We start from the raw sequence: 11,634 nt of genomic DNA on the forward strand, positions 1-11,634 counted from the left end.
CGCTCTGACAGGGTCGCGCGTCAGGCGGCGCCGGAGGCCTCGTCGGAGGAGGCGGCGCGAGCCCGCTCCTCGATCGCCAGCGTGTCGATGCCGTGCATGTCGCGGGTGTGGTCGGCGGGTGCCTCGACGTGGATGCGGGCCTCGGCCTGCGCCTCCAGCTCATCGACGAGCTCGAATGCGGTGAGCTCGCGCGGAGCCTCCTCGATGCCCTCCATGACGCCGATGACCTTGGACTCGTCGATCGCTGCGAGCTTTCGGGCCGTGGGGAACACCTGGCGCTCGAAGGAGCCGACGAAGCCGTTGTAGTCCTTGACCGTGCGCTCGATCGAACGGCCGAGCTTCTCGATGTGGCCGGCCGTGGTGCCCAGCCGGGTGTAGAGCGTGCGGCTCAGGTCGAAGAGCTGCTTGGCATCCTGGGTCAGCACGTCCTGCTGCCAGCTGAACGCCACCGTCTTGAGCACCGACCACAGCGTCACGGGGGACGCCAGCGCCACCCGCTTGCCGAACGCGAACTCCATGATCGACGGGTCGGCCTCCATCGCCGACGACACCAGGGACTCGCTCGGGATGAATGCGATCACCAGCTCGGGCGAGGACTCGAGCCCGGTCCAGTACGCCTTGCTGCCGAGCGTGGTGATGTGGTCGCGCACGGCCTTCACGTGCTGCTTCAGCAGGGCTTCGCGCTGGGCGCCCTCCACGCCGGTCGCGGTGGCGGGGATCTGGCTGGCCTCCAGATAGGCGTTGAACGGCACCTTGGCGTCGAGAGCGATGTTCTTGCCGCCGGGGAGGCGGATGATCATGTCGGGACGGCCGGCGCCGGACTCGGAGTGGATGCTGGACTGCACATCGAAGTCGACGCGTTCGATCAGGCCGGCGGCCTCCACGACGCTGCGGAGCTGGGTCTCGCCCCAGACGCCTCGCGTGCTGTTCGAGCGGAGGGCGGACGCCAGCGACTCCGCCGTGCTGCGCAGGCGCTCCTCGGACTCTGCCGCGGAGCGGAGTTGTTGCGCGAGCTGTCCGTGCTGCTGGTTGCGCTGCGTCTCCAGCTCGACCACCTTGCGCTGCATGTCGGTGAGGCTTTCGCGCACGGGCGCCAGCGCCTGCAGGACCTTGCTCTCGGCGCGCTCGCGCTCGTTCTGGGCCAGCGCCTCGGCGCGGTGCCGTTCCTCGGTCTCGCGAAGCTGCTCCTGGGTGCCGCGCAGCTGCTCCTGCAGGGCGTCGACCCGGGTGTCGGCAGCGGCGAGTTCAGCGCGGAGGCCCGCCTGGGCGGCGGCCTCGGCGGCGCGCACCTCCAGGATCTCCTTCTCATGCCGGGCGGCCACGACCGCCGGGTCCTCCGCGAGCGGAGCGGCCGTCTCGCGGCTGCGGAGCAGTTTCGCGACGGCGAAACCCGCGCCCGCCGCCCCGACGAGGAGTCCGATCAGGAGGCCGAGGAGGAGAGCGGGAGTGTCCATGGCCTCAGTGTCGCAGGGGCCGCCGACAACCGCCGCGAACGCGGGCGGGCGGGGCGGGAATACGTTCCCGTCCCGCCCGCCGGGCGGTCCCGCTCGCGGCGGCGGATCAGCGCGTGAAGCGCTCGTGGAGCTCGGCCTCCAGCGTCTCCAGGCTGCGCCCGCGCGTCTCGGGAAGGGAGCGTGCGACGAACACGACCGCGCCGACGCCCACGATCGCGAACAGGAAGAACGTGGGCGAGATCCCGATCCCGTCGACGAGCTGCGGGAACAGGAACCCGACGAGGAAGTTCGTCAGCCACAGGATGAGGGCGGCCAGCCCGAACGCCGCGCCTCGGATGCGGGCCGGGAAGATCTCCGCGAGCATCAGCCAGGTCACCGGCGAGACCGCGCCCTGCTGGAACGCCAGGAATGTCACGGTGAGCGAGAGCACCACGAACGGCAGCGCGGGCGAGCCGGCGAGCAGCGCGGAGGCGCCGCCGACGAGGAGCAGCGACGTCGTCGTCCCGACCAGTCCCGTGATCAGCAGCGGACGCCGGCCCATGCGGCCGAGCAGCGCGATGCCCACGAACGTGGCGAGCACCGAGATGACTCCGTTCGCGATCTGGCCGATGAGCGCGCCCTGCTGGTCGAAGCCCGACTTCTGGAGGATCTGGACGCCGTAGTACATGATCGAGTTCACGCCGGTGAGCTGCTGCACCATGGCGATGCCGAGGCCGATGACGAACACGCGGCGGACCCAGGGGACGGCGAGCTCCTTCAGCAGGGGCGTGCGGACGGCGCGCTCGTCGTGGCGGCGGATCTCCTCGGCCTCCCGGACGGCCTGCTCCTCGATGCGGATGCGGCGCAGGACGGCGACGCCCTCGGCGAAGCGCCCGTGCAGGATGAGCCAGCGCGGGCTCTCCGGGACGACGAGCATGCCGAAGAACAGCACCACCGCGGGCAGCGAGGCGACCACGAGCATCCAGCGCCACACCGCGGCGTGCTCGGGCACGGCGGCGGCGAGCGCGGCGTTCACGACGAAGGCGGCGAGCTGGCCGGACACGATCATGAGCTCGTTCTGGGTGACGATGCGGCCGCGGCGGGAGACGGGGGAGAGCTCGGCCAGATACATCGGGACGGTGACCGAGGCGCCGCCGACGGCGAGCCCGAGGATGAACCGCGCGGCGATCATCACACCGATCGTGGGCGCGAACGCGCACGCGGCGGCGGCGATGAAGAACACGACGGCCAGCGCGCCGATGAGGCCGCGACGGCCGCGGCGGTCGGCGATCCGGCCGCCGAGGAACGAGCCGAGCGCCGCGCCGATGAGCAGCGACGAGACGATGGTGCCTTCTTCGAGCGGGGTGAGCGGCCGCTGGTCGAACTGCATGAACGGCAGGGCGCCGCTGATGACCCCGGTGTCGTAGCCGAACAGGAGGCCGCCGAAGGTCGCGAGCACGGCGACCCGGCGGAGGAAGCGGCGTGCCCGCGGATCGTCGGGATGGGGCGGCTCCGGGTGGGATGTGGCGGAGGCCGCGGCTGCGGTCTCCGGGTGAGGGGATGCGGTCATGATCGCTCCTTCGCGTCTTGTTGCTATGTCTGGACATTAGAACGTGACGCGCGAAGTTGCAATGCTTTTATTGATGAGGCTTTTATGCCTGATTTCTGGACATGCGCGCGGGATGGCCGATGCAGCGTCCGGGCCCGGCGCGCGGGCAGGGGAGCGAGGCGGGTTACGCCGCGGCGGGGATGCCGATGCGCCCGATGCGGGCGCCGGTGAGGGCGGCGAGGTCGTCGATGGTGGCGGCGTCGTGCCGGCGCGCGGCGTGCGTCACGATCGCCGCGCAGGCCTCCGCGTCGGCGAGGGCGTCGTGGTGGTTGAAGTCCTCGAAACCGGCCGCCATCGCCGCGACCGGGAGGCGGTACGACTCCAGGTGGTAGGTGCGCCGGGCGACCTGGAGGCTGCACAGGTAGCTGTAGTCGGGGCAGGCCACGAACGTGGCGGCGCACGCGGCGCGGATCACGCCCATGTCGAAGCCGGCGTTGTGGGCGACGAGGTGGTCGTCCTCCGCGAACTCCACGAGGTCGGCGAGCTGGTCGACCCAGCTGGCAGCGCCGGCGACGTCCTCCGGCCGGATGCCGTGGATGCGGACGTTCCACTCCTGGAACACGTCGTGCCCGAGCGGTGGCCGGATGAACCAGCTCGCGCGGTCCACCACTCGCCCGGCGCGGACCTTCACCAGCCCGACCGAACAGGCCGAAGCCGCCGAAGAGTTCGCAGTCTCAAAATCAATGGCGGTGAAGTCCAATGGCACGCCCGAACTCTCGCACGCCCCACCGACGTCCCCCCGTCGCCCACGCCGCCGAGCACAGGAAAACCGTCGGAGTAGGGTCGAACCCATGCGGGAGAGACGGGAACGCGAGGCGCACTCGCGCGCGTTCGATCAGGCGGCGGAACTCTACGACGCGGCGCGTCCGGACTATCCGGCGGAGGCGGTCGGGTGGCTCACCGAGGGTGTGACCGGGCCGGTCGTCGACCTCGGCGCGGGCACGGGCAAGCTGACGCAGGCCCTGGTCGCGAGCGGTTTCGACGTCGTCGCGGTCGACCCGTCGCCGCAGATGCTGGGCGTGCTGGCCGAGCGCGTCCCGGAGGCCGAGACGCGCATCGGGGCGGGCGAGAGCATCCCGGTCGCCGACGCCGCAGCGGGGCTGGTCGTGGCCGCGCAGGCCTGGCACTGGGTGGACCGCGCCAGGGCGGTCCCGGAGGTCGCGCGCGTGCTGCGCCCCGGCGGCAGGATCGGCCTGGTCTGGAACGACCGCGACGAGAGCGTCGACTGGGTGCGTCAGCTCGGCGAACTGATGGGCGCGGGGGAGGCGACGTTCGGCGAGGAAGCCGAGCCCGAAGTCGGCGCGCCGTTCGGCCCGCTGGAGCGGCACGACGTTCGCTGGGTCCAGCGGCTCACGCTGGACGGCCTCCTCGACCTGGCCCGCTCGCGCAGCTATTTCATCGCCAAGCAGCCGGACGCCCAGGCGGCCGTCATCGCCTCCCTGCGCCGCCTGCACGCCGAGCATCCGGACCTCGCCGGGGCGGAGTGGATCGAGCTGCCTTACGTGACGCGCTGCTACCGGGCCGCGCTGGGCTGACGCCGCGCGGCGCCCGGTTGGACCGGGGGGGGGGGGGGGCTGAGGGTCGCCGCGGTCGCCCGTAGAATGGACGACCGTGGCTCTCACTATCGGTATCGTCGGACTCCCGAACGTCGGCAAGTCGACCCTCTTCAACGCGCTGACCAAGAACGACGCCCTCGCGGCGAACTACCCGTTCGCGACCATCGAGCCGAACGTCGGCGTCGTCAACCTCCCCGACCCGCGCCTGGACAAGCTGGCGGAGCTGTTCGGGAGCGAGCGGATCCTCCCCGCGCCGGTGTCGTTCCTCGACATCGCGGGCATCGTGAAGGGCGCGAGCGAGGGCGAGGGCCTCGGAAACAAGTTCCTCGCGAACATCCGCGAGGCCGACGCGATCGCGCAGGTCGTGCGCGGGTTCTCCGACCCCGACGTGGTGCACGTCGCCGGCAAGGTGGACGCCGCCGGCGACATGGAGACCATCAACACCGAGCTCATCCTCGCCGACCTGCAGACCTTGGAGAAGGCGGAGCAGCGCTACGAGAAGGAGGTCAAGGGCCGCAAGCTGGAGGCCGTGGTGCTGGAGACGGCCCGGGAGGCGATCGCGTTCCTGAACGACGGCAAGCCGCTGTCGGCCTCCACCATCGACCTGGAGCCGATCCGCGAGCTCGGGCTGCTCACCGCCAAGCCGTTCATCTACGTGTTCAACGTGGACGAGGACGTGCTGACCGACGAGTCGCGGCGCGCCTCGCTCGCGGCCCTGGTGGCCCCCGCCCAGGCGGTGTTCCTGGACGCCAAACTGGAGTCCGAGCTGATCGACCTCGACGCCGCAGACGCCGCCGAGCTGCTGGCCTCCACCGGCCAGACGGAAAGCGGCCTCGACCAACTCGCCCGCATCGGCTTCGACACGCTCGGCCTGCAGACCTACCTCACGGCCGGCCCGAAAGAGTCGCGCGCCTGGACCATCCACAAGGGCTGGAAGGCGCCCCAGGCGGCCGGCGTCATCCACACCGACTTCGAAAAGGGCTTCATCAAGGCCGAAGTCATCTCCTTCGACGACCTCGTCGACGCCGGCAGCGTGGCGGAGGCGCGGGCGCGCGGCAAGGCGCGCATGGAGGGGAAGGAGTATGTGATGCAGGACGGGGATGTGGTGGAGTTCCGGTTCAATGTGTAGTCGACCTAGTCTCCCTCCCTCCCGCCCTCCGCAGGAGAACTGCTCGCGACACGCCGCCCGGCTCCTTCCTAGCGGCATGCGGAAGGAGTTTCGCGACCGCGTTTCCTTCTGGCTGTAGCGCTCAGACGAGCGACCGCGGCCGCTGGGCGTGGCCGACCCCTACCCGCGGCCGGCCGGCTCCCGCAGCCCCACCGCCGTCGCCCCCGACGCCGCCACCGTCACCGCCGCCAGCACCCCGATCCCCGCCGCCGTTCCGATTGCGCCCACCAGCAGCGGCCCTCCCGCATCGCCGAGTTCGCGGCCGAGTTCGGCGTCGCCCATGGTGTGGTCCATCCGCCCGGGAGGTGTGGTCGCAGCGAGGTGGGCGGGGTCGCCGTGCCGACCGCGAGTCCGGCAAGCAGCGCGGACACCTACACCGCGGCCGGGTTCGACCACAGCATGAGCAGCAGCGACGCGGCGCCGACCAGTAGCGCGACCGGGACTCCGAGCCGCACCGGCAGCCTGACGCGGTCGCGGACGCGGCCGGCCAGTGGCTGCGCCGCGGCCGAGACCACGGCCAGCACCGCAACCGCGGCAGCTGCGGCGACTGGCGGCAGACCCTCGCGGGTCCCGAGGAGCCGGAGGTAGCCGGCCGCGACGCCCAGGAGTGCCATCGTGGTACACGGAAACGTTCGACGCCGACCGGATGCGAAATCCCTACGGCTCCGTCGTCAGCGGCGGATGTGCCACCACCGTCTGCAGCCAGATCCAGCTCCCGTGGCTGCTCCCGCGCGCGAGGTCGACGTGCAGCGTGTCGCCAGGCGCGACCGGGCCGGCCTCCATGTGGAGGGTCCGCACCGTGGGCTGGTCCAGCGTCCAGTCCGCCCTCTGGCCGGTGGAGGTCTCGGCCGTCAGCACCGCTCCCTCGTCGAGGAAGAACGGCGCCACCACCCAGCCGATGTCGTAGGTTCGCGTGTCGGTGATGCCGAAGTCGTACGGCGTGAAGCGCAGGGAGACGCGGAACCAGTCCGGCGACTGCGGGGCGTGGACGTCCCACGAATAGAAGAACGCCGGGTTCAGGTCGGGCGCGAAGAGGATGTCGCCGGTCACGACGGCGGACGGCAGCGTCAGGTTCGCCCCCGTGCCGAGACTGTGGGCGAGGTGTCCCGCGTCGATCGTGGTGATGACGCCCGGGACTTCACTCACCGGCGGGAGCTGCGAGCGCAGGCGCTCCGCGAAGGCGGCCAGCTCCGAGCGATCCGGGCGCCGGGTGGCGCCGCCGGGGGAGTTCGCGATGCTGTTCATGGCGCCGCACGATACGCCGTCGCGACGCGCACGGGGATACCCGCGCAGGCCTCCCCTCAGGCCTCCCGCAGCACCCGCGCCTTCGGCCCCGCCACCAGCGCGCCGGCCGGCACGTCCTCCGCGACGATCGCACCCGCCGCGATCACCGCGTCCCGCCCGATGCTGACGCCGGGCAGGATGGTCGCCCCCGCCCCGATCCACACGTTCTCGGCCACATCGATCGGGCCTCCCGTCAGCCAGATCCGGCGGTCCTCCACGTCGACCGGGTGGCCGACCGTGATGAAGGTGACCTTCGGAGCGACCATGACGCGCGGCGCCAGCCGGATGCCGGCGTAGTCCAGGAACGTGCAATTCTGGTTGATGAACACCCGCTCCGAAAGCTCCAGGTTCAGGCCGTGGTCGGTGAAGAACGGCGGGTAGATCGTCGCCCGCTCCGGCAGTGGGCGGCCCAGAAGCTCCGCGAACAGCGCGGCCTTTCCCTCCTCGTCGTCGAACGGCAGCACGTTGAGGCGGGAGGTCAGCTCGGTCGCGCGCAGCACCCGCTCCGACATGGCCTGGAACTCGGCGGAGTGGATGCGGATCAGGAGGTCGCTGGACACCCCACGATCCTCCCGCCGTGCCGACCGACGCCGCGGCCGGACACGCCCGCGCTGTCGGATCTCCCGGGTACGCTGCCGGCATGGCGATCGAGGTGCTGCCCGCCACGGGGCGCTGGGACGATTTCGCGACGTTCATGGTGCCGCGCAAGCCGGGCGGCGGCGGCTGCGTCTGCATGTCGTACCGGGACGCCCGCCTGCAGATGCCCGAGCGGATCGCGTACATGCACCACGAGTGCGAGACCGAGCCGGGCCCCGGCGTGCTGGTCTATGCCGACGGGGAGGTCGCGGGCTGGTGCTCGGTCGCGCCTAAGTCGACCTACCGGCGGCTGATGAACTCGCGCACCATCCCGCACCTGGATGAGGAGCGCGACCCGTGGTCGATCGTCTGCTTCGTGGTGCGCGGCGGGTTCCGCAGACGCGGGCTGATGCACGACCTGCTCGACGGGGCGGTGGAGCACGCGCGCGCGGCGGGGGCTGCGCTCGTGGAGGGCTACCCGGTCGAGACCCGCGGCGAGCGGGTGGATGTGATCAGCGGCTACGTCGGTACGGTCGAGCTGTTCGAGAAGCACGGGTTCTCCCGGGTGCGGGAGACGGACGCGCACTCGGGCGGGTCGGTGCGGTGGATCGTGCGTCGCGAGCTGGGCTGACGCGCGGGATGCGCGATCACTCGCGCGGTGTCGCGAGCACTTGGTCGGCGTCGGCGTAGACGATGACGCCCGGGTCCTCGGTGAGCCGTCGCTCCCATCCGACCTTGTGCCGGTCGAGGATCCGCAGATAGCCCGGGATGCGGGCGAGCAGATCCTCCGCGGTCGCCTCGAACCAGCTCACCGCGAACGGGTGGGCGACGAAGATGCCCGGCTCCACGGACGCGGGATCGGCCACCCGCTCGGTGAACCAGTCGTTCGACGACCGCCAGAACCTCCGGTCGGCGGCGGAGAGGTGGCCGTCCCGGGCGAGGCCGTTGACGAGAGCGAAGACCCCCGGCCGGAGACCACGGCGGTTCGCGTCCGTCGCCTGGAATCGTATGTACTGCAGCACCGGCTCGCAATCGTCGCGGGAACACTCGTTGCCGGAGCCTATCGCGGCGCGGGCCCTCCGGCCTCCACGCACAACGGCCGCCGACCCGAACGGGCCGGCGGCCGCAGCGCGCCGAGGAGAGGGCGGAGGACTCACCCGCGGCTGATCCGCCTCCGGTAGATCGCGGTGGCGAAACCGTAGGCGACCACCAGGATGCCGACGCACCAGGCGAGGGCGATCCAGATGTCCCCGGTGACCGGCTGCTCCGCGAACAGCGCCCGGATGGTGTCCACGATCGGGGTCACCGGCTGGTGCTCCGCGAACCAGGCGACCGGGGCCGGCATCGAGTCCGTCGGCACGAACGCCGAGCTGATGAACGGGAGGAAGATCAGCGGGTAGGCGAACGCCCCCGCGCCGTCCACGCTCTTCGCCGACAGCCCGGCGATGACCGCCACCCAGGTGAGCGCCAGGGTGAACAGCACCAGGATGCCCGCGACCCCCAGCCAGGCGAGCACGCTCGCGCCGGTGCGGAAGCCGATCAGCAGCGCCACCAGGACCACCAGCACGACCGAGATCATGTTGGCGACCAGCGAGGTGAGCACGTGCGCCCAGAGCACGCTCGACCGGGCGATCGGCATGGACTGGAACCGCTCGAAGATGCCGCCCTGGAGGTCCATGAACAGCCGGTACGAGGTGTACGAGATGCCCGACGCGATCGTGATCAGCATGATCCCGGGGAGCAGGTAGTTCACGTACGAGCCCGAGTCGGGGCCGGTGTCGATGGCCCCGCCGAGGACGAACACGAACAGCAGCATGAGGGCGATCGGCACGATGGTGACCGTGATGATCGTGTCCAGGCTGCGCGTGATGTGCTTCATGGACCGCCCGGTGAGGACGGTGGTGTCTGCGACGAAGTTCGCGGTGGACATCAGGACTCCTTCGAAGGTTCGGTGGAGGCCGCGGCCGGGGCCGACGGTCCGACGATGGCGAGGAACACGTCCTCCAGGCTGGGCTGCTTCTCCACGTACTCGACCTTCGCCGGCGGGAGCAGCTGCTTGAGTTCGGCGAGCGTGCCGTTCGCGATGATGCGGCCCTCGTGGAGGATCGCGATGCGGTCGGCGAGCTGCTCGGCCTCGTCCAGGTACTGTGTGGTGAGCAGCACGGTGGTGCCGCGTCCGGCGAGCCGCTTGACCGTCTCCCAGACCTCCAGGCGGGCCTGCGGGTCGAGACCGGTGGTCGGCTCGTCCAGGAACACCACCGGCGGGTCGCCGATGAGGCTCATCGCGATGTCGAGCCGGCGGCGCATGCCGCCGGAGTAGGTGCCGACCTTGCGGCCTCCCGCCTCGGTGAGCGCGAAGCGCGCCAGCAGCTCGTCCGCGATCCCGGCCGGGTTCTTCAGGTGGCGGAGCCGGGCGACCAGGATGAGGTTCTCCCGGCCGCTGAGGACCTCGTCCACCGCGGCGAACTGCCCGGTGAGGCTGATCGAGTTGCGCACGTCGTCGGGCTTGCGGGCCACGTCGAACCCGTTCACGGTGGCGGTGCCCTCGTCGCCCTGCAGCAGGGTCGAGAGGATCTTCACCGCCGTGGTCTTGCCCGCCCCGTTGGAGCCGAGGAGGGCGAAGATGCTGCCGCGCTGGACGTCGAAGTCGACGCCGCGCAGCACGCGCAGGTCCTTGTAGGACTTCTGGAGGCCGCGCACCTGGATGGCGGGGCCGGTGGTCGTAGGGCCGGTGGTCGTGGGGCTCATGAGTTCTTCTCCTGCTCTCGTTCGGCCGCGTCGACGGCCTCGGTGAGGCGGGCGCGCTCCTTGTCGATCCAGCGGGTGCCGACGTATGCCGCGGCAAAGGCCTCGGCGAACTCGACCGGGTCGTCGCCGACGATCTCGCGGACCGAGGCCCCGTCGGCCGCGGCGCGCTCCCACAGCTCCACGAAGTCGTTCATCATCGTGAGGATGGTGTCGCCGTCGACGATCCCGCCGTTGTACATGAGGTAGCGGTTGGTCGCCTTCGCGACGCCGTTGTACGGCTCGGGGAGGGCCTCCAGCCGGTTCTTGATCTGCCGGTACTGCTTCTTCTGCTCGAGCGATCCGGTGACCAGCTCGATCCACTTGGCTGCCATTTCAGTTTCCTCCGTCTCGGAGCTGTTCCAGTCGTTCTGCGAGGAAGCTCCAGGTCCTCCAGAACTCGTCCAGATATTCGCGTCCCGCTGCGTTGAGCGAGTACACCTTGCGGGGCGGCCCCTTCTCCGACGGGACCTTCTCGACATCCACGAGGCCCCGCTGCTCCACCCTGACGAGCAGGGCGTAGACGGTGCCTTCGGCGATGTCTTCGAAGCCCTGGTCGCGCAGCCACGAGGTGATCTCGTAGCCGTACGCGGCCCGGCCCGACAGGATGGCGAGGACGATGCCCTCGAGCGTGCCCTTGAGCATCTCGGTCGTTTGCTTGCCCATGACGCCCCTTCCAACTACTCAGTGCTGTTGACTACCACTAGATAGTAACGCCAAGTACCAGTAGTTAGCAACACTGAATAGCAACTTTTTTCGTGGGTCGCCGAAGGGAGAGAGGAGCGGGGCTGCTGTGTGCGCTCAGCGCTCGGACGAGGCGAGCACCTCGTCCACGAATGCCGCCGTCGTCGACACCACGAGCTCCCGCACGTCCTGCGCGGTGAGCGGGGACGCCTTCAGCGTCTTCATGCCGTGGTCGGCGCCTGCGACGGTCACGATCCGCACGAGCGCGTGGTCGCCGGGCGCGGCCGCCACCTCGGTGCGCAGCAGCTCGGCGCCGCCGAAGGTGTCGCGGTCGCCCTGAAGGACCAGCACCGGGACGGTCGGCGTCAGCAGCTCCTCCAGGCGGGAGGCCTCCGGCCGGCCCGGGGGATGCAGGGGGAATGCCAGGCACACGACGGCGGCGGCTCCCGTCGCGCTCGCGGTGCGGCAGGCGACGCGGGCGCCGGCGCTGCGTCCGCCGACGAGGACGGGGAGGCCGCCGGCCAGCTCGGCCACGACGGG

At 70.8% G+C, this 11,634-nt stretch carries 16 protein-coding genes; 3 read left to right on the top strand and 13 right to left on the bottom strand.

Annotated features, from left to right (window positions below; translation table 11 throughout):
* Positions 1 to 20: 20 nt before the first annotated feature.
* The 3 genes from AC3A3H_RS03580 to AC3A3H_RS03590 all read right to left on the bottom strand — a co-directional run bounded on the left by AC3A3H_RS03580 (position 21) and on the right by AC3A3H_RS03590 (position 3,748).
* Positions 21 to 1,454 carry a DNA recombination protein RmuC gene (locus AC3A3H_RS03580; protein ID WP_487613165.1) on the bottom strand — a complete coding sequence of 478 codons (1,434 nt, stop codon included), beginning with the start codon at positions 1,452 to 1,454 and terminating at the stop codon, positions 21 to 23.
* Between the two features lie 106 nt (positions 1,455 to 1,560).
* Entirely contained in the window at positions 1,561 to 3,003 is a 1,443-nt protein-coding gene (locus AC3A3H_RS03585) for a sugar porter family MFS transporter (protein WP_487613166.1), read from the bottom strand.
* A gap of 163 nt (positions 3,004 to 3,166) precedes the next feature.
* A complete protein-coding gene (locus tag AC3A3H_RS03590) occupies positions 3,167 to 3,748 on the bottom strand; it encodes an exonuclease domain-containing protein (protein WP_487613167.1) in 582 nt (193 codons plus the stop codon).
* Positions 3,749 to 3,833: 85 nt separating this feature from the next.
* Here AC3A3H_RS03590 and AC3A3H_RS03595 point away from each other — a divergent pair, with 85 nt between their 5' ends.
* Both AC3A3H_RS03595 and ychF read left to right on the top strand, forming a co-directional pair.
* The gene (locus tag AC3A3H_RS03595) at positions 3,834 to 4,577 is read left to right on the top strand and encodes a class I SAM-dependent methyltransferase (protein ID WP_487613168.1); all 744 of its coding nucleotides are present in this window, start codon (positions 3,834 to 3,836) and stop codon (positions 4,575 to 4,577) included.
* Positions 4,578 to 4,653: 76 nt separating this feature from the next.
* Positions 4,654 to 5,727, top strand: coding sequence for a redox-regulated ATPase YchF (ychF, locus tag AC3A3H_RS03600; RefSeq protein WP_487613169.1), 1,074 nt, complete (start codon positions 4,654 to 4,656; stop codon positions 5,725 to 5,727).
* A gap of 159 nt (positions 5,728 to 5,886) precedes the next feature.
* Here the strand turns inward: ychF and AC3A3H_RS03605 are convergent, their stop codons facing one another.
* The 4 genes from AC3A3H_RS03605 to AC3A3H_RS03620 form a co-directional block, all read right to left on the bottom strand.
* On the bottom strand, positions 5,887 to 6,048 hold the full coding sequence (locus tag AC3A3H_RS03605; protein ID WP_487613170.1) for a hypothetical protein: 162 nt from the start codon (positions 6,046 to 6,048) through the stop codon (positions 5,887 to 5,889).
* A gap of 89 nt (positions 6,049 to 6,137) precedes the next feature.
* Positions 6,138 to 6,380: a hypothetical protein gene (locus AC3A3H_RS03610; protein WP_487613171.1), complete on the bottom strand. Its 243-nt coding sequence runs from the start codon at positions 6,378 to 6,380 to the stop codon at positions 6,138 to 6,140.
* 43 nt (positions 6,381 to 6,423) lie between these two features.
* The gene (locus AC3A3H_RS03615) at positions 6,424 to 7,011 is read right to left on the bottom strand and encodes a hypothetical protein (RefSeq protein ID WP_487613172.1); all 588 of its coding nucleotides are present in this window, start codon (positions 7,009 to 7,011) and stop codon (positions 6,424 to 6,426) included.
* A gap of 56 nt (positions 7,012 to 7,067) precedes the next feature.
* Positions 7,068 to 7,610, bottom strand: coding sequence for a DapH/DapD/GlmU-related protein (locus AC3A3H_RS03620; protein ID WP_487613173.1), 543 nt, complete (start codon positions 7,608 to 7,610; stop codon positions 7,068 to 7,070).
* A gap of 80 nt (positions 7,611 to 7,690) precedes the next feature.
* Between AC3A3H_RS03620 and AC3A3H_RS03625 the strand changes: the two genes are divergently transcribed.
* On the top strand, positions 7,691 to 8,257 hold the full coding sequence (locus AC3A3H_RS03625; RefSeq protein WP_487613174.1) for a GNAT family N-acetyltransferase: 567 nt from the start codon (positions 7,691 to 7,693) through the stop codon (positions 8,255 to 8,257).
* 16 nt (positions 8,258 to 8,273) lie between these two features.
* Here the strand turns inward: AC3A3H_RS03625 and AC3A3H_RS03630 are convergent, their stop codons facing one another.
* The 6 genes from AC3A3H_RS03630 to AC3A3H_RS03655 form a co-directional block, all read right to left on the bottom strand.
* Entirely contained in the window at positions 8,274 to 8,648 is a 375-nt protein-coding gene (locus AC3A3H_RS03630; protein WP_487613175.1) for a hypothetical protein, read from the bottom strand.
* Between the two features lie 131 nt (positions 8,649 to 8,779).
* On the bottom strand, positions 8,780 to 9,556 hold the full coding sequence (locus tag AC3A3H_RS03635; protein ID WP_487613176.1) for an ABC transporter permease: 777 nt from the start codon (positions 9,554 to 9,556) through the stop codon (positions 8,780 to 8,782).
* Positions 9,556 to 10,374, bottom strand: a complete 819-nt coding sequence (locus tag AC3A3H_RS03640) for an ABC transporter ATP-binding protein (protein ID WP_487613177.1) — start codon at positions 10,372 to 10,374, stop codon at positions 9,556 to 9,558. The genes AC3A3H_RS03635 and AC3A3H_RS03640 overlap by 1 nt, the downstream gene beginning before the upstream one ends.
* Positions 10,371 to 10,745: a DUF1048 domain-containing protein gene (locus AC3A3H_RS03645; protein WP_487613178.1), complete on the bottom strand. Its 375-nt coding sequence runs from the start codon at positions 10,743 to 10,745 to the stop codon at positions 10,371 to 10,373. The genes AC3A3H_RS03640 and AC3A3H_RS03645 overlap by 4 nt, the downstream gene beginning before the upstream one ends.
* Position 10,746: 1 nt before the next feature.
* The gene (locus tag AC3A3H_RS03650; RefSeq protein ID WP_185276928.1) at positions 10,747 to 11,076 is read right to left on the bottom strand and encodes a PadR family transcriptional regulator; all 330 of its coding nucleotides are present in this window, start codon (positions 11,074 to 11,076) and stop codon (positions 10,747 to 10,749) included.
* Positions 11,077 to 11,211: 135 nt separating this feature from the next.
* Positions 11,212 to 11,634: alpha/beta hydrolase family protein (locus AC3A3H_RS03655; protein ID WP_487613179.1), on the bottom strand; the 423-nt coding region annotated here is incomplete at its 5' end.

This window comes from Leifsonia sp. Soil_N53, assembly GCF_057655165.1.

What these genes read in the sequence shown, in the direction of transcription:
- AC3A3H_RS03610 (WP_487613171.1), bottom strand. Translation starts at nt 6,380, where the DNA reads ATGGCACTCCTGGGCGTCGCGGCCGGCTACCTCCGGCTCCTCGGGACC.
- AC3A3H_RS03605 (WP_487613170.1), bottom strand. Translation starts at nt 6,048, where the DNA reads ATGGGCGACGCCGAACTCGGCCGCGAACTCGGCGATGCGGGAGGGCCG.
- AC3A3H_RS03585 (WP_487613166.1), bottom strand. Translation starts at nt 3,003, where the DNA reads ATGACCGCATCCCCTCACCCGGAGACCGCAGCCGCGGCCTCCGCCACA.
- AC3A3H_RS03580 (WP_487613165.1), bottom strand. Translation starts at nt 1,454, where the DNA reads ATGGACACTCCCGCTCTCCTCCTCGGCCTCCTGATCGGACTCCTCGTC.
- AC3A3H_RS03650 (WP_185276928.1), bottom strand. Translation starts at nt 11,076, where the DNA reads ATGGGCAAGCAAACGACCGAGATGCTCAAGGGCACGCTCGAGGGCATC.
- AC3A3H_RS03635 (WP_487613176.1), bottom strand. Translation starts at nt 9,556, where the DNA reads ATGTCCACCGCGAACTTCGTCGCAGACACCACCGTCCTCACCGGGCGG.
- AC3A3H_RS03595 (WP_487613168.1), top strand. Translation starts at nt 3,834, where the DNA reads ATGCGGGAGAGACGGGAACGCGAGGCGCACTCGCGCGCGTTCGATCAG.
- AC3A3H_RS03615 (WP_487613172.1), bottom strand. Translation starts at nt 7,011, where the DNA reads ATGAACAGCATCGCGAACTCCCCCGGCGGCGCCACCCGGCGCCCGGAT.
- AC3A3H_RS03640 (WP_487613177.1), bottom strand. Translation starts at nt 10,374, where the DNA reads ATGAGCCCCACGACCACCGGCCCTACGACCACCGGCCCCGCCATCCAG.
- AC3A3H_RS03625 (WP_487613174.1), top strand. Translation starts at nt 7,691, where the DNA reads ATGGCGATCGAGGTGCTGCCCGCCACGGGGCGCTGGGACGATTTCGCG.
- AC3A3H_RS03645 (WP_487613178.1), bottom strand. Translation starts at nt 10,745, where the DNA reads ATGGCAGCCAAGTGGATCGAGCTGGTCACCGGATCGCTCGAGCAGAAG.